The 19,837-nt window shown below is 64.8% G+C and carries 19 protein-coding genes; 12 read left to right on the top strand and 7 right to left on the bottom strand.

Translation table 11 applies throughout. The annotated features are described in order from the left end of the window. The first annotated feature begins 47 nt into the window (after positions 1-47). From ASS64_RS08215 to ASS64_RS08240, 6 genes are all read left to right on the top strand, one after another. Positions 48-233 (top strand): hypothetical protein, encoded by a 186-nt coding sequence (locus ASS64_RS08215; RefSeq protein WP_067692536.1) that lies wholly within the window; start codon positions 48-50, stop codon positions 231-233. Then, positions 226-1,608, top strand: coding sequence for a DUF5935 domain-containing protein (locus ASS64_RS08220; RefSeq protein WP_067692539.1), 1,383 nt, complete (start codon positions 226-228; stop codon positions 1,606-1,608). The genes ASS64_RS08215 and ASS64_RS08220 overlap by 8 nt, the downstream gene beginning before the upstream one ends. Positions 1,609-1,718: 110 nt before the next feature. Further along, positions 1,719-2,168: a MaoC family dehydratase gene (locus ASS64_RS08225; protein WP_067692542.1), complete on the top strand. Its 450-nt coding sequence runs from the start codon at positions 1,719-1,721 to the stop codon at positions 2,166-2,168. 93 nt (positions 2,169-2,261) lie between these two features. After that, positions 2,262-3,443, top strand: coding sequence for an acetyl-CoA C-acyltransferase (locus tag ASS64_RS08230; protein ID WP_067692545.1), 1,182 nt, complete (start codon positions 2,262-2,264; stop codon positions 3,441-3,443). Positions 3,444-3,460: 17 nt separating this feature from the next. Beyond that, positions 3,461-4,414, top strand: coding sequence for a DUF5996 family protein (locus ASS64_RS08235; RefSeq protein ID WP_067692548.1), 954 nt, complete (start codon positions 3,461-3,463; stop codon positions 4,412-4,414). Between the two features lie 40 nt (positions 4,415-4,454). Then, positions 4,455-5,891: an MFS transporter gene (locus ASS64_RS08240; protein ID WP_067692551.1), complete on the top strand. Its 1,437-nt coding sequence runs from the start codon at positions 4,455-4,457 to the stop codon at positions 5,889-5,891. Positions 5,892-5,917: 26 nt separating this feature from the next. On the opposite strand, the gene ASS64_RS08245 is transcribed toward ASS64_RS08240, so the two are convergent. Beyond that, positions 5,918-7,156 carry a polyhydroxyalkanoate depolymerase gene (locus ASS64_RS08245; protein ID WP_067692554.1) on the bottom strand — a complete coding sequence of 413 codons (1,239 nt, stop codon included), beginning with the start codon at positions 7,154-7,156 and terminating at the stop codon, positions 5,918-5,920. Positions 7,157-7,420: 264 nt separating this feature from the next. Here ASS64_RS08245 and ASS64_RS08250 point away from each other — a divergent pair, with 264 nt between their 5' ends. The 5 genes from ASS64_RS08250 to ASS64_RS08270 all read left to right on the top strand — a co-directional run bounded on the left by ASS64_RS08250 (position 7,421) and on the right by ASS64_RS08270 (position 13,029). Then, positions 7,421-9,148 (top strand): ABC transporter transmembrane domain-containing protein, encoded by a 1,728-nt coding sequence (locus tag ASS64_RS08250; protein WP_234002366.1) that lies wholly within the window; start codon positions 7,421-7,423, stop codon positions 9,146-9,148. 156 nt (positions 9,149-9,304) lie between these two features. Next, on the top strand, positions 9,305-11,434 hold the full coding sequence (locus ASS64_RS08255) for a M13 family metallopeptidase (protein ID WP_083508243.1): 2,130 nt from the start codon (positions 9,305-9,307) through the stop codon (positions 11,432-11,434). Between the two features lie 80 nt (positions 11,435-11,514). Beyond that, on the top strand, positions 11,515-12,330 hold the full coding sequence (locus ASS64_RS08260) for an undecaprenyl-diphosphate phosphatase (RefSeq protein WP_083508269.1): 816 nt from the start codon (positions 11,515-11,517) through the stop codon (positions 12,328-12,330). Between the two features lie 110 nt (positions 12,331-12,440). Continuing rightward, positions 12,441-12,695 carry a GlsB/YeaQ/YmgE family stress response membrane protein gene (locus ASS64_RS08265; protein ID WP_067692560.1) on the top strand — a complete coding sequence of 85 codons (255 nt, stop codon included), beginning with the start codon at positions 12,441-12,443 and terminating at the stop codon, positions 12,693-12,695. A 79-nt stretch (positions 12,696-12,774) separates the two neighbouring features. Next, positions 12,775-13,029 carry a hypothetical protein gene (locus tag ASS64_RS08270; RefSeq protein ID WP_067692563.1) on the top strand — a complete coding sequence of 85 codons (255 nt, stop codon included), beginning with the start codon at positions 12,775-12,777 and terminating at the stop codon, positions 13,027-13,029. Between the two features lie 61 nt (positions 13,030-13,090). Here the strand turns inward: ASS64_RS08270 and phhA are convergent, their stop codons facing one another. After that, positions 13,091-14,032, bottom strand: a complete 942-nt coding sequence (gene phhA / locus ASS64_RS08275; RefSeq protein WP_067693134.1) for a phenylalanine 4-monooxygenase — start codon at positions 14,030-14,032, stop codon at positions 13,091-13,093. 58 nt (positions 14,033-14,090) lie between these two features. Here phhA and ppk2 point away from each other — a divergent pair, with 58 nt between their 5' ends. Further along, positions 14,091-14,861, top strand: coding sequence for a polyphosphate kinase 2 (ppk2, locus tag ASS64_RS08280; protein WP_067692566.1), 771 nt, complete (start codon positions 14,091-14,093; stop codon positions 14,859-14,861). Here the strand turns inward: ppk2 and ASS64_RS08285 are convergent. The 5 genes from ASS64_RS08285 to ASS64_RS08305 form a co-directional block, all read right to left on the bottom strand. Next, the gene (locus ASS64_RS08285) at positions 14,858-15,712 is read right to left on the bottom strand and encodes a MaoC family dehydratase N-terminal domain-containing protein (protein ID WP_067692569.1); all 855 of its coding nucleotides are present in this window, start codon (positions 15,710-15,712) and stop codon (positions 14,858-14,860) included. The two genes, ppk2 and ASS64_RS08285, sit on opposite strands and share 4 nt — an antisense overlap. Beyond that, positions 15,712-16,944 carry an acetyl-CoA C-acetyltransferase gene (locus ASS64_RS08290; protein WP_067692572.1) on the bottom strand — a complete coding sequence of 411 codons (1,233 nt, stop codon included), beginning with the start codon at positions 16,942-16,944 and terminating at the stop codon, positions 15,712-15,714. Before ASS64_RS08290 ends, ASS64_RS08285 begins: the two co-directional genes overlap by 1 nt. Positions 16,945-16,947: 3 nt before the next feature. Next, a complete protein-coding gene (locus ASS64_RS08295; protein WP_067692575.1) occupies positions 16,948-18,186 on the bottom strand; it encodes a CoA transferase in 1,239 nt (412 codons plus the stop codon). Between the two features lie 189 nt (positions 18,187-18,375). Continuing rightward, a complete protein-coding gene (locus ASS64_RS08300) occupies positions 18,376-19,560 on the bottom strand; it encodes an acyl-CoA dehydrogenase family protein (protein WP_234002357.1) in 1,185 nt (394 codons plus the stop codon). Next, positions 19,553-19,828: a hypothetical protein gene (locus tag ASS64_RS08305; RefSeq protein ID WP_067692581.1), complete on the bottom strand. Its 276-nt coding sequence runs from the start codon at positions 19,826-19,828 to the stop codon at positions 19,553-19,555. Before ASS64_RS08305 ends, ASS64_RS08300 begins: the two co-directional genes overlap by 8 nt. Between the last annotated feature and the right edge of the window lie 9 nt (positions 19,829-19,837).

Below are 19,837 nucleotides of genomic sequence, written 5' to 3' on the forward strand. Positions count from 1 at the left end.
CGCGTCAACCGCGTTGCATTAGGGGGTAGCGCAGGAAGAACCGCCTTGTGATCGATTATTTCGCCCTTGCCCTGACCCATGCGCTGATCATGATCGCGCTGTTCCGCATATTGATGCGCGACCAACTCGATCGCGAGGACCCGCTCAGCGACCATGCGGCGGATGCGGACGCGCCAAGCAGGCGCGAGGCGCGGCGCGCCCGGCGCAGCCGCAAGGAACCGGGCGATGCTTGACGCCGCACTGTTCCTCACCGTGATGGGCATGTTCGCGCTTGGTCTCAAGCGGCCCTTCGTCTGGGTTCTGGCCTATCTCTACATCGATATCCTCGCCCCGCAGAAGATCGGCTGGACGCTGACGCCGCTGCTGCCCATCTCGCTTATCGCCTTCCTGCTGGCATTTGCCGGCTGGGCGGTGGCCGATCCGAAGGCGGAAACGCGCTTCACCCTGCGCCAGGGCATCCTGCTGGTGCTGCTGCTCTATTGCTTCATGACGCTGCAATGGGCCGAATTCCCGGAAAATGCGCAGGGCAAGTGGGACTGGGTATGGAAGGCGCTGGTGTTCGCGATCTTCCTGCCCTTCACGCTGTTCACGCGGCTGCGGATCGAGGCCGCGGCGCTGGTGCTGGTGCTGACCGCAGGTGCGATCATCATCTCGGCAGGCATGAAGACCGCGCTCGGCGGCGGGGGCTACGACAGCCTCTATTTCTTCGTGAACGACAATTCGAACATCTACGAAAGTTCGACCCTGGCGACCGTCTCGATCGCGCTGATCCCGATCATTTTGTGGTTCGCCAAACACGGCACCATTTTCCCGCCCGACTGGCGCGTGAAGACCTTTGCCGGCCTGCTGATCTTCGCCTGCCTGCTGGTGCCGGTGGGAACCGAGGCGCGCACAGGTCTCGTGTGCATCGCCATGCTCGGCCTGCTGATGCTGCGCGACGTCAAGAACCGCATCATGTATCTGATGGCGGCGGGCGCACTTGGCGTGATGGCACTGCCGTTCATCCCGGCGAGCTATTACGAGCGCATGGCGACACTCGGCTCGCTCCAGTCCGACCAGTCGGCTTCCACCCGCGTGCAGGTCTGGATGTGGACGCTCGATTACGCAACCGAGAACCCGCTCGGCGGCGGGTTCGACGCCTATCGTGCGAACGAGTTCACCTATGATTTGCCGGTGACGCGTGACGAAGGCGGGGCGTTGGTCACCGAAATCAAGGAAGTGACCGACGAATCGCGTGCGTTTCATTCCTCCTTCTTCGAGATGCTTGGCGAGCAGGGCTGGCCGGGGCTGTTCCTGTGGGTCAGCCTGCATGCGCTCGGCCTGCTGCAGATGGAACGCATTCGCCGAAGATGGCGCAATCGCGACAGCCCGGCAGAACAATGGCAGGGGCCGCTGGCGAGCGCCTTGCAGTTTTCCAACATCATCTATCTGGTCGGAGCGACCTTCCAGGGGATCGCCTACCAGCCGGTGTTCCTGATGCTGATCGGGCTGCAGATCGCGCTGTCGACCTATTGCCGCAAACGCGATTCGGCCAGGGCCGAGGCGGAGCGCAAGGCGCTGCGCGAAGCGCGCCGCACGGCTGCCTCGGCCAAGCCCGCCATGCCGTAACGGCACCATTCGCGCGGTTGCGCGCCCTCTTTCCATGCGCCATGACTCGCGCCGCATCGCGCGGCCGGAGTCGCGCGAAACCGACGATTTGGACAAGAGGAGAGGCGCGCATGAGCCCGCAGGAACTGGCAGAGAAGGTTGGCGAACACATCGCCACGAGCGAATGGGTCGAAATGAGCCAGGAGCGCATCAACCAGTTCGCCGATGCCACCGGCGACCACCAGTTCATCCACATCGACGAGGAAGCGGCCAAGATGACGCCGTTCGGCGGCACGATCGCGCACGGCTTCCTGACGCTGTCGATGATCCCCTATCTCGGCGCCAATTCGGATATGCCCAAGGTCGAAGGCGTGAAGATGGGCGTCAACTACGGCGGCAACAAGACGCGCTTCATCAGCCCCGTCCGCAGCGGCAAGCGCATCCGCGGACACTGGAAGCTGCTCGAAATGAACGAGAAGCGCCCCGGCCAGTGGCAGCAGACCTGCGAGATCACCATGGAGATCGAGGGCGAGGAAAAGCCCGCCCTGATCTGCGAATGGATCAACCAGATTTTCGTTTAATGTGAGTCCCAGCGAAGGCTGGGACCTCCGTCGGCCCCGCGCCATCCCTCAAGGAGACCCCGGCCTGCGCTGGGGATCAGCAAGGAAAAGCAAATGTCACGTGACGCAGTCATCGTCTCCACCGCCCGCACCGCCATCGGCCGTGCGTATAAGGGCGGGTTCAACGACACCAAGGGCCCGACGCTCGGCGCCTATTCATTGAAGCCCGCGATCGAGCGCGCCGGAATCGAAGCCGGCGAAGTCGACGACGTGCTTTGGGGCAGCGCGCTCCAGCAGGGCACGCAGGCCGGCAATCTCGCGCGCCAGGTCGCGCTGCGCGCCGGTTGCCCGATCGGCACCAGCGGCATGACCATCGACCGCCAGTGCTCCTCGGGCCTGATGAGCATCGCCACCGCGGCCAAGCAGATCATCACCGACCGGATGGATGTGGTCGCCGCCGGTGGTCAGGAAAGCATTTCGCTCGTCCAGACCAAGGAAATGCGCGTGATGCCCGATCCCGAGCTGGTGAACATGCATGGCGCGATCTACATGCCGATGCTGCAGACCGCCGAGACGGTCGCCCAGCGCTACGGCATCAGCCGCGAGGCGCAGGATGAATATGCCCTGTCGAGCCAGCAGCGCACTGCTGCCGCACAGGAAAAGGGCCTGTTCGATGACGAGATCGTTCCCGTCACCACCACGCACAAGGTGCAGGACAAGGAAACCGGCGAGATCTCCGACGTCGAGGTGACCATCGACAAGGACGAAGGCAACCGCCCCTCGACCACGCTCGAAGGCCTCGCCGGCCTGCAGCCGGTAATGGGTCCGGGCACCTCGATCACCGCGGGCAACGCCTCGCAGCTGTCGGATGGTTCCTCGGCCAGCATCCTCATGGAGGCCAAGGTCGCGGAGAAAAAGGGTCTGACCCCGCTCGGCCGCTATGTCGGCATGGCGGTGGCAGGCACCGAGCCCGACGAAATGGGAATCGGCCCGGTCTTCGCCATCCCCAAGCTGCTCGAGCGTTTCGACCTCCAGGTCGACGACATCGGCATATGGGAACTGAACGAAGCCTTCGCCGTGCAGGTGCTTTACTGCCGCGACAAGCTGGGCATCCCGGGCGAATTGCTCAACGTCAATGGCGGTTCGATCTCGATCGGCCACCCCTACGGCATGACCGGTGCGCGCTGCACCGGCCACGTGCTGCTCGAGGGCAAGCGCCGCGGCGCCAAATACGGCGTCGTGACCATGTGCGTCGGCGGCGGCATGGGCGCGGCGGGTCTCTTCGAGATTTTCTAACAGCAGGAGTTCTTACGATGACCGAGCGGTGGCCCAAACTCGATTTCGAGGCCGATCGCCCGGTCATCGAGAGCCTGCATGCCTATCTGCAGGTGGTGGGTAAATTGCCCACCCGCGCGCTGCCGTGGTGCAACCACAGCTGGCACGTCGCCCTGCGCGTCGTGCCGCGCGGTTTCCGCAGCTATCCGGTTTTCTTTCCGGGCGGCGAGGCCGAGATCATGGTCGACTGCCTCAGTTCCGCCGTCGCGGTCGAAACTTCGAGCGGCTTTGCCGACGGCTTCGAAATCACCGGCCAGAGCGTTGCCCGCTTTCACGAGCAGCTTGCCGCACTGCTCTCGCTCGCCGGGGTCGACACCGATATCTCGGGCGCTCCGAACGAGGTCGAGGAAGCCATCCCCTTCGCCAAGGACAGGCGCGAGCGGGCATGGGACGAGGCCTTGCTGTCGCGCATCCACCGTGCCTTTTCCGACGTCAATCGCGTGTTCGAGACCTTCCGCACCGGTTTCGTCGGCAAATCGAGCCCGAGCCACCTGTTCTGGGGCAGCTTCGATCTCGCGGTCACCCGCTTTTCGGGGCGCGAGGCGCCATTGCATCCGGGCGGCTTTCCCAACCTGTCCGACGCGGTAACGCGCGAAGCCTATAGCCACGAGGTCGCGAGCGCGGGTTTCTGGCTTGGCGGCGGCGGGGTCGATGAAGCGGCCTTCTACGCCTATGGCTATCCCACGCCCGACGGGCTGGCGGATAGCCCGATCGAACCCGACGCCGCTTATTGGCACGGCGATCTGGGCGAGTTCGTGCTGCCCTATGCCGCGCTGCGCGAAAGCGCCGATCCCGAGGCTGCGTTGCTGCGATTTCTCGAAAGCAGTTATGCCGCAGTGGCCAAGGGCGCCGCATGGGAGCGGGCCATGCTGGAGATCCCGCGAGGTGGTTTCGGCGAACCCTACGATGTCGCGGCCCGCCGTGATGGCTGATCGCTGAGATGCCGCGCCCAGCCGTGCCGAGGCCCCTGGCATGAGTTACGACGCGCCGCACGATTGCCGTCCCGAGCAATCCTGCGCGCGTGCCGAAGCACACGATCTCAAGGCCGAACAAGCGCATCCGCGCTGGGTGCTGGCGATGTCGATCCTCGCCTCGAGCCTGCCCTTCATCGATGGCTCGATCGTCAACGTCGCGCTGCCCGCGATTCGCGCCGACCTCGCCGCCAGCGCCGCCGAGACGCAATGGGCGGTCAACGCCTTCACGCTGCCGCTCGCTGCGCTGCTGATGCTCGGCGGGGCGCTGGGTGACCGGTACGGGCGCAGGAAACTGCTGGTGATCGGCGTTGTCCTGTTCGGTCTCGCGAGCCTGCTCTGCGCGCTGGTGCCGACCCTGCCCGCGCTGATCGTCGGGCGTGCGGGCCAGGGCATCGGCGGCGCGCTGCTGCTGCCCAATTCGCTGGCGCTGCTCAACGGCGCCTTTTCGGGCAAGGCACGCGGACGCGCGGTCGGCGCTTGGGCGGCTGCGGGCGCGGCGTCGGGCGCGCTGGCCCCCTTGGCGGGCGGCTGGCTGGTCGAAAATTTCGGCTGGCCTTCGATCTTCTGGCTGCTGATCCCGATCAGCGTGGCAGCCGCCACCCTCGCGCTGTGGAAGACGCAGGAGGTGCGGCGCGCGGGCGACGTGCCGACCGATTACGCGGGCGCCGGCACCGCGACGCTGGCGCTGGCCGGGATCACGCTGGCGCTGACCTTCTGGAGCGCGAGCGGCGCATTCGACTGGCGGGTCGCGGCAAGCCTCGCCTTCGGCCTTGTGCTCGCGGTCGTCTTCTTCGGGATCGAGAGCCGCAAGAGCGAGACTGCGATGATGCCGCTCGCGCTGTTCGGCGGGACCTGCGTGGTCAGCCTCAACCTGCTGACCTTCCTGCTCTACGGCGCGCTCGGCGGGATGCTGCTGATCCTGCCCTATCTCCTGATCGAAAGCGCGGGCTATTCCCCGACCATGGCGGGCCTCGCGATCATGCCCTTCCCGCTGCTCATCGGACTGGGCAGCCCGCTGATGGGCGGGATGGCGCAGCGCACCGGCGTGCGGCTGCCGCTGACCATCGGCCCGCTGATAGTTGCAGGCGGATTGCTGCTCGGCCTGCGGATCGGGCCCGAAAGCTCCTATTGGACGAGTATCCTGCCCAGCATTGCGGCCATCGGGATCGGTATGGCGATCGCCGTCGCCCCGCTGACCAGCGCGGTCATGGCGGCAGTCGAGGACAGCTATACCGGCACGGCGAGCGGGCTCAACAATGCGGTATCGCGCACCGGCGGGCTGATCGCGGTGGCCCTGATGGGGAGCGTGCTCGCCATGTCGGGCGAGGCGCTGTTCGACGGCTTCCATGCCGCGCTTTACGCCATGGCCGGGGCCGCCGCGCTGGCGGGCGCGACCGGGTGGTTCGGCCTCAAGCAGCTCGACGCGAAAGCCTAGCCTGTCCGGCCGAGCCTTGGCCGAATCTAGCCGTGCCTGGCGATGAACTCCTCGACCACCGGCGCGATCTTGCTGCGCCAGCGGCTACCGTTGAAGATGCCGTAATGGCCGGCACCTTCGGCCATGTAATAGCGCTTCTTCGTCTCGGGTAGACGAGGGGTGAGGTCGAGCGCGGCCTTGGTCTGCCCGAGGCCCGAAATATCGTCGCGTTCGCCCTCGATCGCCAGCAGCGCCGTCCGAGTGATGTCGCCCAGATCGATTCGTTTGCCGCGGTGCAGGAAGGTGCCGTTGGGCAGCGCGTGGTCCTGGAACACCTCCTGCACCGTCTGCAGGTAGAATTCGGCGGTCATGTCGCAGACGCTGCGATATTCGTCGTAGAAATCCTTGGTCGCCTGCGCGCTGTCCTGGTCGCCCACGGTGAGGTGTTTGAACATCTCGTAATGGCTCAGCATGTGATTGCCGAGGTTCATGCTCATGAAGCCGGCGAGCTGCATGAAGCCGGGGTAAACGCGCCGCCCCGCGCCGCGATACTGCATCGGCACGGTGGCGATGACGTTGTGGCGGAACCATTCGATCGGGCGATCCATCGCGAGATCGTTGACGCTGGTCGGCGAACAGCGCGTGTCGATCGGCCCGCCCATCATGGTCAGCGTCCTGGGCGTGCAGGGATGCTTGTCGCGGTTCATGATCGCGGTTGCGGCGAAGACCGGAACCGAAGGCTGGCACACCGCCATCACATGCGCGCCCTCTCCGATATGTTCGAGATAGGCGATCACGTAGTCGATGTAGTCGTCGAGGTCGAAAGTGCCCTCGTGCAGCGGCACGGTCTTGGCATCGGCCCAGTCGGTGACGAAAACGCGGTAGTTTTGCAGCATCCGCTCGACCGTTCCACGCAGCAGCGTGGCATAGTGCCCGCTCATGGGTGCGACCACCAGTAGGCGTGGGGCATCTGCGGGCAGGCTCTCGCGGTAGAATTCCTTCAGATCGCCGAACGGGCGGTTCATCACCGTCGCTTCGAAAACGGGGTCCGGCCGCCCGTCGACCTCGACCGTCTCGATGCCCCAGGCCGGCTTGCCGTACGAGGCGGTGGCATGGGCGAAGACTTCCAGCGCGCTCGCCGCCATCGGGCCGATGTTCATGTACCTTATCGGGCCGACATAGTTCATCGGATTGGACGGATTGTTGAGCATCTCCACCCCGATCGAGGCGAAGGCGCTGGCCGAATGGAGCCAGCTGCGCTGCAGTTCATAGGCGTGATAGAGCAATACGTATCCCCTGCTGCCCCGGGTTCTTGTCGTTTTTTCCCGGACGAAAGGCGCTCATCCTGACGCCGGCGTGACCATTGTGCAATGCACAACCTCCGAAATAGTGTCTTCGCGCGTGCAGCGCAGTGGATTTTCGCCGCGCGTGGACCTAGTGGGAAGCGCATGTCAGCAACGGACGATACGAAGATCGAGGGGCGCGGTCGCTTCGCGCGCAAGCGCGCGGCCAAGGATGCCCCGCGCGAACGCTCGCTCAAGCCGCTGAAGATGGTGTGGCGCGCGGGCAAGAACTATCCCGGCCATGTCGCGCTGGCGCTGCTTGCGCTGTTCATAACCGCCGCGGCGACGCTGGCGATCCCGGCGGGCTTCAAGCTGGTAATCGACCGCGGCTTCGCCGATGGGGCGGACCCCGCCAACATGGGGCGCTGGTTCCGCTACCTGCTGATCATCGTGGGCGTTCTGGCGGTGGGCACCGCGATGCGCTTCTATTTCGTCAGCTGGCTGGGCGAACGCGTGGTCGCCGATATCCGGCTGCGCGTGCAGGAAAACCTGCTGCGGCTCGCGCCGGGCTTCTATGAAGAGAACAGCCCCAAGGAAATCTCCAGCCGGATGACCAGCGATACAGCGCTGATCGAACAGGTGGTGGGCACGACCGTTTCGGTCGCGCTGCGCAACACGCTGATGGCGGTGGGCGGTACGCTCTATCTGTTCTGGCTGGTCCCGGGCCTGACGATGGGGCTGTTCCTCATCATCCCGGCGATCGTCGTCCCCATCACCCTGTTCGGCCGGCGGCTGCGCAAGGTCTCGCGCACCAGCCAGGACCGCGTGGCCGATATCGGCGCGATGGTCACCGAAGTGCTGTCCGCGATGAAGATCGTGCAGGGCTTCAACCAGGAGGACCGCGAGCACGGCCGCTTCAGGGAGGCGGTGGAACGGACCTTCAGCGTGGCCAAGCGCCGGGTGATCCTTCGCGCGGCGATGACTGCCGTGGTCATTCTGCTGGTGTTCGGCGGCATCACGCTGCTCGTCTGGCGCGGCGCGGAGGCGGTCAGCGAGGGCACGATCTCGGGCGGTACGATCGCAGCCTTCGTCCTTACCGCCGGGCTCGTCGCGGGCGCGATCGGGGCGCTGACCGAGGTTTATGGCGACCTGCTGCGCGGCGCAGGCGCGGCCAGCCGCCTGTCGGAGCTGCTCGACGAACAGCCCGCCATCACTGCGCCCGAGCGCCCGCAGGACCTGCCGGTGCCGCCGCGCGGCAGCCTGTCGTTCCGCAACGTCACCTTCCGCTATCCGACGCGGCTGGAGGCGCCGGCGATCACCGATTTCAGCCTTGAAATCGAACCGGGCGAGACGGTCGCCATCGTCGGCCCCTCGGGCGCCGGCAAGTCGACCATCTTCCAGCTCGCGGAGCGCTTTTACGATCCGCAGGCCGGCTCGATCCGGCTCGACGGCATCCCGCTGACCGCCGCCGATCCCGCCGGGGTGCGCCGCCGGATCGCCTATGTCCCGCAGGAAGGCGTGCTGTTCAGCGCCAATGCCCGCGACAATCTGCGTTACGGCAATTGGGATGCGAGCGAGGATGAGATCTGGGCCGCCGCGCGCGCCGCCAACGCCGCCGAATTCATCGAGAAGCTGCCGCAGGGCATGGACACCTATCTTGGTGAAAGCGGTACGCAATTGTCGGGTGGCCAGCGCCAGCGCATCGCCATTGCCCGCGCGCTGTTGCGCGATGCGCCGATCCTGTTGCTCGACGAGGCGACCAGCGCGCTCGACGCCGAAAGCGAGCGCTTGGTGCAGGAAGCGCTCGAACATCTGATGGAAGCCCGTACCACGCTGGTCATCGCGCACCGCCTGTCGACCGTTCGCGCGGCGGACCGCATCGTGGTGATGGAGGACGGCCGCATTGCCGAACAGGGCACGCACGATCAGTTGTCGGCCAATGGCGGGCTCTATGCGCACCTCGCCTCGCTGCAGTTCGGGCTCGAAAACGCCTGATTCCTCGGCGGAGGTGGCCGAGAACCCGCCTGCGACCGCGCTTTTTCGACAAAGTTGCAAGTGAAACCGACCGGCGTCGTCATTTTCGTGCCGATCGCCCTATGCAAGCATCACGCGTTTTCGCCCTGCGGGGCCATACGAATTGGGAGACTGCCAATGTTCCGATCCATCATCACCACCGGCGCCAGCGCGCTGGCGCTTGCGATTGCGGCGCCCGCGCTGGCCGAGGCCGAAACCGACGACGCCGTCGAAGTGCCCACTCCGACCATGAGCTTCGGCGAATGGGGCTTCGATACGCGCTATCTGTCGCCGGACATCGATCCGGGCGACGACTTTTTCGCCTACGCCAACCAGAAATGGATCGACGAGAACCCGCTGCCCGCCGACCAGGCACGCTTCGGGGCGTTCGATTTGCTGCGCGAGAAGTCGACCGCCGACGTCAAGGCCGTGGTCGACGAGTTGCTGGCGAAACCGGCGGCGGAGCTGACCTATGACGAGCGACGCATAGTCGATGCTTATGCATCCTATCTCGACACCGATGCGATCGAGGCGGCAGGCCTTGCGCCCGCTCAGCCCTATCTGGACGAAATCCGCGACGCCGACACGCTGGCCGAACTGGTGACGCTGTGGGGGACGCCGGGCTATCCCTCGCCGCTCGGCGGCTTCGTCACGGTCGATGCGAAGGAGCCGACGCGTTACTCGGTCTATGTGGGGTCCGGCGGGCTCGGCATGCCCGACCGTGAATATTATTTCGACGAGAGCGAAAAGGGGCTTTCGATCCGGTCGGCCTACCAGGACTATCTCGGCTTTCTGCTATCCGAGGCCGGATATGACGCCGAAATGGCACGGAAAGTCTATGATTTCGAAGATGCCATCGCCCGCAAGGTCGCCTGGGACCGCACGGTGCGCCGCAATCGCGATCTCACCTATACCGCGCTGACGCCGGAAGAGCTTGGCGGACTGTCCGAAAGCTTCCCGATGGCAGCGATGCTCGCCGCGACGGGATTCGACGCGAGCGACCGCTTCATCGTCAACGACATTCCGCCCTCCGCCGCGCTTGCGGCCGAGCTCGATCTCGACGAGGAAACGCTCGAGAAGATCGGCGGCGGAACGCCGGCCATGCTCGAACTCGTGCTCGACACGCCGATGGAAGTGCTCCGGGCGTGGACGATCAAGAACTTCCTGTCGAACAACGCCGCGATCCTGCCGTCGCGGTTCGACAAGGCGAATTTCGCCTTCTACGGCACGGCGTTGCGCGGCATTCCGGAGCAGCGCGATCGCTGGAAGCGCGCCATCGCCGCGACCGAAGGCATGCTCGGCGAGCTGCTGGGTGCTTCCTATGCCGAGCGCTATTTCCCGCCCGAAAGCAAGGCGGCGATGGAAGAACTGGTCGCCAACCTGCGCGTGGCACTGGCCGAATCGCTGGAGGAAATCGACTGGATGACCGAGGCCACCAAGGCCGAGGCGATGGCCAAGCTCGACAGTTTCGATCCCAAGATCGGTTACCGCGACAATCTCGAAACCTACGAGGGCCTCGAAATCGTCGCCGGTGACCCGCTGGCCAATGTCATGGCATCGGCCGAGTGGTCGACCGCCGACAATCTCGCCAAGCTGGGCCAGCCGATCGACCGCACCGAATGGTTCATGCTGCCCCAGACCGTGAACGCCTATTACAATTCGACCAAGAACGAGATCGTGTTCCCGGCCGGCATTCTCCAGCAGCCTTTCTTCGGCAAGGACGCCGATATCGCGGTCAATTACGGCGCGATCGGCGGTGTGATCGGGCATGAGATCGGCCATGGATTCGACGACCAGGGCTCGAAATCGGACGCCTCGGGTGCATTGCGCAACTGGTGGACCGACGAGGACCGCGCCAATTTCGACAAGCTGGGCGACAAGCTGGTGGCACAGTACGACCAGTTCTGTCCGCTCGACGATGGCGAGACCTGCGTGAACGGGCGCCTCGCGCTGGGCGAGAACATCGGCGATCTCGGCGGTCTTTCGATGGCCTATCGCGCCTACAAGCTGGCGACCGAGGGCAAGGAGGTTCCGGTGATCGACGGGCTGACCGGCGACCAGCGTTTCTTCCTCGCCTGGGCGCAGGTCTGGCGCGGGAAGTATCGCGAAGACGCACTGCGCGCGCAGATCCGCCAGGGTCCGCACAGCCCGACCAAATATCGTACCAACGGAATCGTGCGCAACATGGATGCCTGGTACGAGGCGTTCAACGTGACCCCGGAGGACGATCTCTACCTGCCTCCGGAAGAGCGCATTCGTATCTGGTAGACACAATTCGCCGCTAAATCGTCAAAGGGCGGAGCAGGTTGCTTGACTTGCTCCGCCCTTGCTTCATGGACGCGAGCGCAATGAACGATTTCCTCACCGCGATCTTCCTCGGCATTGTCGAGGGACTTACCGAATTCATTCCCGTTTCTTCGACCGGGCACCTGATCCTCGCAACCGAGATCTCGGGCGCGGACCCGAACGAATGGGCGATGTTCAACGTCGTCATCCAGCTCGGCGCGATCCTGGCGGTGGTGTACCAGTACTGGGGCACGTTCTGGTCGGCCGGCATGGGCGTGCTCAAGGGCGAGCGCGAGGGGCTCATGTTCGCCCGCAACATCCTGCTCGGCTTCCTGCCCAGCGCGGTGATCGGTTTTGCGCTCTACGAAAGTTTCGAGGCCATGCTCGGCAATCCGGGAATCGTCCCCTGGGCGCTGATCGCGGGCGGGATCGCCATTATCGTCATCGAACGCGTGGCGCAGCCGCGCGACGAAGGGCGCGGAGTGGCGGAATTGCCGCTCAAGAAGGTGCTTGGCGTGGGCTTTGCGCAATGTCTCGCGATGGTTCCCGGCGTCAGCCGCTCGGGTGCGACGATCATGGGTGCGCTCGCCATGGGCATCAACCGCAAGACCGCGGCGGAGTTTTCGTTCTTTCTCGCGGTTCCGACGATGATCGGGGCCAGCACGCTCGAAGTCGTCACCAAGTACGACGAGATGATGAGAGGGACGACGCGCGTCGGCTGGGACGAGATCGCCGTCGGTTTCGTGGTCAGCTTCATCGTCGCGCTGGTGGTGATCCGCGCCTTCGTCGCCTTCGTCAGCCGCAGCGGCTTCACCCCATTCGCCTGGTATCGCATCGTGGCGGGCACCGCAGCGCTCATCTGGCTGTCGATCGCCTGACGCTGCCGGTCCGGTCTGCGCCACAGTCCGGCCATATTTCTGCTGTGCGGCGGAACCTTTGAGTGCACGCGGGTTTATGACCACAGAGTGAAACGCAAAGGTAGACACAAATGGGCTTGCTGATCCTGATCGTAGTGGGTGCCCTGCTCGGGTGGCTGGCGACGATTATCCTGCGTATCGAGGACGGCAGGGACATCCTGGCCAATGCGCTGGTCGGCGTGCTCGGCTCGCTGGTGACCGGCCTCATTGCAGGTAACGGCGCAGTATTCGGTACGGTCAGCGGACTTGCGCTGTTGTGGGCCGTGCTGGGTTCCGTCGTGTCGATCGCCCTGTTCAATCTCGTCCGCCAGAGGGCCTATCGCTAAGCGCGCTTCACAATCATCCGCAATTCTTTACAAACGGGCGCGGGATGGATTCGCGTCTCGAATACCAAGGGGAACGAAAATGAACTTCAACAAGCTTACCATCGTCGCATCGGCCGCTGCTCTCAGCCTCGGCGTCGCCGCCTGCGACGGCCCGCAGGAAGAAGCCATGGAAGACCAGGCGGAAGCGACCGAAACCGCCATGGAAGAAGAAGCTGACGCCATGGAAGACATGGGCATGGAAGCCGAAGCCGATGCCATGAACGAAGCGGCTGACGAAGTCGAAGACACCATGGAAGAAGCTGCCGACGAAATGGACGGCGGCGAAATGGAATAACGCTTTCCGCGTTAGCAAGACAAACCGGCCCGGGAGTTATTCCGGGCCGGTTTTCTTTTGCCTAGACGGGCTTCGCGCCCGAACCGCGCCCGCCGCGAAGCGTATATTCCAGCGTCCCGCGGTTGACCACGTAGTCGACATCGATCACCGCCGTGTTCGCGTAAGTAAAGCCGGGCCCGAGATTGCGGTAGAGCTTGTCGAAATCGCGCTCGACCGTCTGCCGGTAAAGATCCTCGAAGCTCTCGATCACGAAATAGGTCGGCTGAAGGTCGCTGATCACGTAATCGGTGCGCATAACGCGATCGACATTGAGCATGATGCGGTTCGGGCTTTCGGCCTCGACCGAATAGACGACCTCGGTCGGGCCCGAGAGAATGCCGGCGCCATAGGCACGGATGTCGCCCGGCGCTTCCTGGATCAGCCCGAACTCGACCGTATACCAATAGAGCGCACCCAGCGCTTTCAGCCGGTTGTAGCGCATCGCCTTCCACCCGGCGCGGCCATATTCCTGCATGTAATCGGCATAGACCGGGTCGGTCAGCATCGGCACATGGCCGAACACGTCGTGGAAGACGTCGGGTTCCTGAATGTAATCGAAGGTCTCGCGCGTGCGGATGAAATTTCCCGCCGGGAAGCGCCGGTTGGCGAGGTGCCAGAAGAACACGTGGTCGGGGATCAGCATCGGCACGGGCACGACGCTCCAGCCGGTCAGCCTGTCGAGCTCTTCCGACAGCTTTCCGAACTCGGGCACACCGCCCTTGCCCAGATCGAGTTTTTCGGTCCCCTCCATGAACGCGGTTGCGGCCCGCCCGGGCAATACGCCCATCTGCCGTGCGAACAGGTCGTCCCAGATCGCGTCGTCTTCGCTGTCGTACTCGGTCTGTTTGGGTTCGAGCCAGTCGTCGCCGACATGCTCGGGCTTTTTCAGCGGCGCGGTGAATACGTCTGCCGGGAGGTCGGGCAGGCGGGTAAAGTCCTGTTCGGGTTCTGCGAGTGTAGCCATATCGTGGACGTTGATACTACCATTGGCGCAGGCATTCAAATGGTGCGAAGGGAGCGCGATGAAGCGCAAGGATTACGAGGCGGCGTTGAAGCCGATGCGCGCGGAACTGGTGGCCATGGCGCGCTGGGCGCGAACGACCGGTCAGCGCATCGTGGTGCTGTTCGAGGGGCGCGACACGGCCGGCAAGGGTGGCGCGATCCGCGCGGTTTCGGAAAAACTCAATCCGCGCCAGTGCCATATCGTTGCGCTGGCCAAGCCGACCGAGGCGGAGCGGACTCAGTGGTATTTCCAGCGTTATGTCCAGCACCTGCCCTGTGCCGGCGAAATCGTGCTGTTCGACCGCAGCTGGTACAATCGCGCAGGGGTAGAGAAGGTGATGGGCTATGCCAGCGAGGCCGAGGTCGCCCAGTTCCTGCAGCAGGCTCCGACCTTCGAGCGCATGCTGGTCGACGATGGAATCTTACTGTTCAAATACTGGCTCACGACCGACCAGGCGCGGCAGGAAGAGCGTTTGCGCGAACGGCTCGATGATCCGCTCAAGCGCTGGAAGCTTTCGCCGATCGATTTCGCTGCACGCGGCCAATACGATGCCTACACCGAAGCGCGCGAGACGATGCTGGCGGCGACGCATACCGAATGGGCGCCGTGGACGCTGGTCGATTTCAACGATCAGAAACACGGGCGGCTCACACTGGTGCGCGATCTGCTCGACCGGCTGCCGGACACGCACGTCGCGCCGCCCGAAATCGAGTTTCCCGAACTGGGACGCGAACCCAAGGCCGAGCATTATTCGGTGCTCGGTCCGATTGCCGACTATCCGCTCGGCTAGCCGAGCGCCGCGCCGGCTTTCACGACCTGGCGCCCGTCAGAGGCGAAGGCGCTTATCTCGATCTCCCCGTCCGTCCCGCGCAAAGCGAGGTTGAGCGTCTCGCCGGCAATGGCGGGGCTCACCCCGCGGAAGGTGAAGGTACCGAGGCGGTTCTCGCCGAAATGCGCACCGGCAAGCTGCAACAGGAGGCTGGCCGTTAGCGGGCCATGAACGACCAGCCCCCGATAGCGTTCGACCTCGCGCGCGAAGGGCGCATCATAATGGATCCGGTGGGTGTTGAAGGTCAGCGCCGAGTAACGGAACAGCAGCCGCTCGTCGGGAATCAGCGAACGGTGGGCATCCCAGCTCGATGGGTCGAAGGTTTCGCCCGTCGGTTTGGGTGGCGAAATCGGTGCGTCGGGCGCGAGGCCTTCGAGATAGACGATGCTCTGCCGCTCGCTCACAGCGAGGGTTCCGTCGGCGTGGGTTTCATGATCGACGTCGACGAAGACCATCTCGCCGCGGCTGCCCGACTTGGGCGTGATCGAAGCGACGCGGCTGGTCCGCTCGATCCGGGCGCCGATCGCGATCGGTGCGTGGAACTGCATCGCACTCGATGCCCACATGCGGCGTGGCAGCGGAACGGGTGGAAGGAAGCTGGACAGGTCGTCGTCGCGAACCGGGTGCCCATCGGGGGCGAGCTGGCCGGTGCGGGCCTCGGGTGTGCACAGGCACAGATGGATGCCCTGCGGCATCGCGCTGTCGGCCGGCGCATCTCGGTCGAAGGTAGCGCACCATTGCGCGGCAAGGCGCGCGCCAAGCTCGTCCGCGCCGCGCTGTTCGCGCCCGATCCAGTCCGACCAATCCGCCATCAGGCGGCGCGCTCGAACACGGCGGCCATGCCCTGCCCGCCCCCGATGCACATGGTCTCGAGGCCATAGCGGACCTCGCGGCGCTGCATCTCATGCGCCATGTCGGCAAGGATGCGGATGCCTGTTGCGCCGATCGGATGTCCGAGCGAAATGCCCGAGCCGTTGACGTTGACCAGTTCGCGGCGGCTATCGTCCTCGGCAAAACCCCAGCCCTTGAGCACAGCGAGCGCCTGGGGGGCGAAGGCTTCGTTGAGTTCGATCAGGCCGATGTCGTCCCAGCCCATGCCGTTGCGCGCGAACAGGCGCTCGACTGCCGGGACCGGGCCGATGCCCATCCGGCTGGGATCGCAACCCGCCGCGCTCCACGAATGGAACCAGAGGATCGGTTCGAGACCTAGTTCCTCGACCTTGTCTTCCGCCAAGACGAGACAGGCCGCCGCGGCGTCGTTCTGCTGGCTGGCATTGCCTGCCGTAACGATAGCGTCGGCGTCGCGCTTCAGGTCGATCGCGCGCAGCTTGCCGAGCGTTTCCATGCTGGCATCGGCGCGAAAGCCCTCATCCTTGTCGAACACCACCGGATCGCCACGCCGCTGGGGGATTTCGACCGGGACGAGCTGTTCGTCGAATTTGCCCTCATCCCAGGCGCGCGCAGCATTCTGGTGGCTGCGCACCGCGAAGGCGTCGGCTTCCTCGCGCGAAATGTCGTAATCCTTGGCGAGGTTTTCGGCCGTCTCGATCATGCCGGTGATGACGCCATAGCGCTCGATCGGCTGGCTCATCAGGCGGCCGCGTGTCAGCCGGTCCCATAGGACCATATCGCCCATGCGCGCACCGTTGCGGGCCTTGGTCGTATAATGCTCGACATTCGACATGCTCTCGACACCGCCTGCAAGCACGCAGTCGGCCACGCCGGTCTGGACCATCATCGCTGCCGTCGCGACGGCCTGCAGGCCCGAACCGCAGCGCCGGTCGAGCTGGAAGCCGGGCACTTCCTCGGGATAGCCCGCGGCAAGCCAGCTCCAGTGTCCGATCGCGGGCGCCTCGCCGCTGCCATAGCCCTGGCTGAAAACGACGTCGTCGACGCGCGTGGGGTCGATGCCGCTGCGTTCGACCAGCGCCTTGATGATGATGGCGCCAAGCTGTCCCGCTTCCAGCGGCGCGAGGCTGCCGAGGAAGCGTCCGACGGGGGTTCTGAGGGGCTTGCAGATGGCTACGCGGCGGGGTGACGTCATGGATCAGTCCTTATCGGAGAGGCGGGCGATGCCGCGATCGACGAGCGCGTGAATAGCTCCCGATGCCAGCCCGAGACGCTCGGCGAGCACCTCTTCGGTGTGCTGGCCGAGATAGGGTGCTGGCGCGGGATCGCCCGCATCGCGGGTCGGGATGTTGGCGAAGCTGCGCGTCGCCGGGTATGCGAATTCGCTCGGATTTGCAGGCGAGGGGCCGAACAGCGGGTTGTCTGCAACCAGCTGCGCGTCATTGGCCGCTTCATACATGGTGCGATAGCGCTCGAAGGTCGTGCCTTCTTCGGCAAGACGCGCGGAGAGATCGGCCCAATCCAGCTTGTCCGCGCGCGCCTGGAAAAGGTCGAACAGGCGGCGGCGATTTTCGAAGCGCGGTCGGTCGCCTTCTGCGAAGCGCACGCCGAGTTCGCTTTCCAGTGCACTGATTTCGTCCGCCAGATCGAAGGCAGCGACCAGCCCGTTCCACTGCTTCGCGGTCAGCGCGGCAACCATGAACCGCACGCCGTTGCGGCTGCGGAAATCACGCCCGAAGGCACCCCAGATGGCATTGCCCAGCCGCTCGCGGTCCGCCCCGCGATAAAGCATTTCGGCCATCGCGCCGCTGTTGGCCATGGTGCCTATGGCAACGTCGCCCAGCGGCACGCGGATCTCGCTGCCTTCGCCGCTGACATCGCGGTGGCGCAGCCCCGCCAGCATCGCAAAGGCGCAATAGGCGCCGGTGATGAAATCCCACGCGGGCAATACCTGGTTGACCGGCGGCGCGGTTTCCAGGTCCCATTCCTCAGGCCCGCACATCAGCGGGTATCCGCTGGCGGCATTGACGGTGAAGTCCATCGCCTGCCTGCCGTCGTGCCAGCCCATGATCCGCACGCTGACCAGATCGGGTGCGCCGTCGGGCTGCTGCGCCGCAATGACGTCATGCGACAGGAAGCTCTTTTCCGGCAAATTGGTGATGAGGTTGCCGGTCCGGGCGGACAGCTCGACAAGAAGTTCGCGGCCCTCGCCGCTACGCAGGTCGAGCGCGACCGATTTCTTCGCCCGGTTGAGATTCTCCCAACTCAGCGAGCGGCCCTCCTTGGTGAGCATGTAGCGATCATAATCGAGCCCGCCCGCCTTGTGATCCACCCGGATCACCTCCGCGCCCATCTGCGCGCAATAGAGGCCTGCCGTGGGCGAGGCGACGAAGCTCGAGGCTTCGATGATCGAGAGGTCCGAAAGGAGGTTATACATTTTTGTTGGGTGCGCTGCCCACGTCCGTCGTCAGCTTGCGGCTGTTCCATCCCGCTCCCCCTCCCGGCCCCCCACGGCACGGTATTTTATGGGTGGCCGGGAGGGGGAGCGGGATGGAACAGCAAGGGCCGGACGGAGGTCCGGCACGCACGCAAAAAAGACTCGTCACGGGGCTCATCCTACGTCTCGTCACACACCCGCCGCATATTCGCGCAGCATGTGCTTGGCGATCTGGAGCTGGAGGATCTGCGTCGTACCCTCGTAGATGCGGTATATGCGCGCGTCGCGGAAGAAGCGTTCGGCGTCGTATTCGGCGAGGTAGCCCGCGCCGCCGTAGATCTGCACCACGCGGTCGACCACGCGGCCGCACATTTCGGAGGCGAAGACCTTGAAGGCGGCGGCATGCTTGACCGTGTTCTCACCCCGGTCGACACGCGCGGTGACATCGGCCATCATCGCCTCGGCGGCGTAGATTTCGGTCCAGCTGTCGGCCAGCATCTGCTGGATCAGCTGGAAATTGGCGATCGGTTCGCCGAAGGCCTGCCGCTCATTGGCGTACTTGACTGCGGAATCGAGCGCGCGGCGAGCATAGCCCGTGCTCGCTGCGCCGACCGATATGCGGCCATTGTCGAGGCTCATCATGGCGAAACGGAAACCCTTGCCGGTCTCGCCGCCCAGCAGCGCTTCGCCCGGCACATGCACGTCGTCGAGCATGATGTCCGAGATATGGCTGCCTGCCTGGCCCATCTTCTCGTCGGGGCTGCCGGTCGACACGCCGGGCATGTCCATCGGCACGATGAAGGCCGAAACATGCGCGTTCTTGGGCAGCGCGTCCTTTTCGGTGCGCGCCATGATCAGGCCGACATCGGCATGTGGGGCGTTGGTAATGTAACGCTTGGTCCCGTTGAGGATCCAGCCATTGCCGTCGGGATCGGGCTTGGCGGTGGTCGCCATGGCGGCGCTGTCGCTGCCCGAACCGGGCTCGGTCAGGCCGAAACAGGCGATCGCGCCCTCGGCGATCCGGGGCCACCATTCGGCCTTCTGCGCCTCGGTCCCGCCGTTCTTGATCGCCGAGTTGAACATGCCGACATTGATCGAGAAGATCGAGCGATAGGCGGGCGCGGCATAGGCCATCGTCTTCACGACCTTGGCATATTGCGTCGTGTTCAGCCCCGCGCCGCCGAAATCCTCCGGAACGGTCAGGCCGAACAGCCCCATCTCCTTCATCTCCGCGACAATCTCGTCGGGAATCTTGTCGTTGGCGATGACGTCCTTTTCCGCCGGAATCAGCCGTTCGCGAACATAGCGTTCGAGCTGCTGGAGGAACTGATCGAAGGTTTCGGCATCCATTCCGGGATTTGCGGCGTCACTCATCGGGAAACTCCATTCGAGCCGGCCCGCCCGATTCGCGCGGCGCCGGGAGGGTTTGCCCGGTGTCTGCGCCGGGCTCGCCCGCGCCGTCGTCGCCTTCGGGTGGCAAGACGTCTTCGGGCAGGCGACGCTGCTCGATTATTTCGGCGGCATCGTCGAGCGCGTCGGCCTCGCTTTGCGAAACCGCCTCGACCGGCTCCTCCCCCTCCTCGTATCCGGAGCAGGCGGAAAGCGCGGCAAGCGCGGCGAGCGGGGGCGCGAGTCGTAACATGGGGCGGAG

Origin of the sequence: Erythrobacter sp. AP23 (assembly GCF_001542855.1) — a bacterium.
In the GTDB taxonomy this organism is placed as follows: domain Bacteria; phylum Pseudomonadota; class Alphaproteobacteria; order Sphingomonadales; family Sphingomonadaceae; genus Qipengyuania.

Bases quoted from the DNA above. Each gene is read 5' to 3' on its own strand.
- ASS64_RS08220 (WP_067692539.1), top strand. From the start codon at position 226: ATGCTTGACGCCGCACTGTTCCTCACCGTGATGGGCATGTTCGCGCTT.
- ASS64_RS08225 (WP_067692542.1), top strand. From the start codon at position 1,719: ATGAGCCCGCAGGAACTGGCAGAGAAGGTTGGCGAACACATCGCCACG.
- ASS64_RS08230 (WP_067692545.1), top strand. From the start codon at position 2,262: ATGTCACGTGACGCAGTCATCGTCTCCACCGCCCGCACCGCCATCGGC.
- ASS64_RS08235 (WP_067692548.1), top strand. From the start codon at position 3,461: ATGACCGAGCGGTGGCCCAAACTCGATTTCGAGGCCGATCGCCCGGTC.
- ASS64_RS08240 (WP_067692551.1), top strand. From the start codon at position 4,455: ATGAGTTACGACGCGCCGCACGATTGCCGTCCCGAGCAATCCTGCGCG.
- ASS64_RS08250 (WP_234002366.1), top strand. From the start codon at position 7,421: ATGGTGTGGCGCGCGGGCAAGAACTATCCCGGCCATGTCGCGCTGGCG.
- ASS64_RS08255 (WP_083508243.1), top strand. From the start codon at position 9,305: ATGTTCCGATCCATCATCACCACCGGCGCCAGCGCGCTGGCGCTTGCG.
- ASS64_RS08260 (WP_083508269.1), top strand. From the start codon at position 11,515: ATGAACGATTTCCTCACCGCGATCTTCCTCGGCATTGTCGAGGGACTT.
- ASS64_RS08265 (WP_067692560.1), top strand. From the start codon at position 12,441: ATGGGCTTGCTGATCCTGATCGTAGTGGGTGCCCTGCTCGGGTGGCTG.
- ASS64_RS08270 (WP_067692563.1), top strand. From the start codon at position 12,775: ATGAACTTCAACAAGCTTACCATCGTCGCATCGGCCGCTGCTCTCAGC.
- phhA (WP_067693134.1), bottom strand. From the start codon at position 14,032: ATGGCTACACTCGCAGAACCCGAACAGGACTTTACCCGCCTGCCCGAC.
- ppk2 (WP_067692566.1), top strand. From the start codon at position 14,091: ATGAAGCGCAAGGATTACGAGGCGGCGTTGAAGCCGATGCGCGCGGAA.
- ASS64_RS08285 (WP_067692569.1), bottom strand. From the start codon at position 15,712: ATGGCGGATTGGTCGGACTGGATCGGGCGCGAACAGCGCGGCGCGGAC.
- ASS64_RS08290 (WP_067692572.1), bottom strand. From the start codon at position 16,944: ATGACGTCACCCCGCCGCGTAGCCATCTGCAAGCCCCTCAGAACCCCC.
- ASS64_RS08295 (WP_067692575.1), bottom strand. From the start codon at position 18,186: ATGTATAACCTCCTTTCGGACCTCTCGATCATCGAAGCCTCGAGCTTC.
- ASS64_RS08300 (WP_234002357.1), bottom strand. From the start codon at position 19,560: ATGAGTGACGCCGCAAATCCCGGAATGGATGCCGAAACCTTCGATCAG.
- ASS64_RS08305 (WP_067692581.1), bottom strand. From the start codon at position 19,828: ATGTTACGACTCGCGCCCCCGCTCGCCGCGCTTGCCGCGCTTTCCGCC.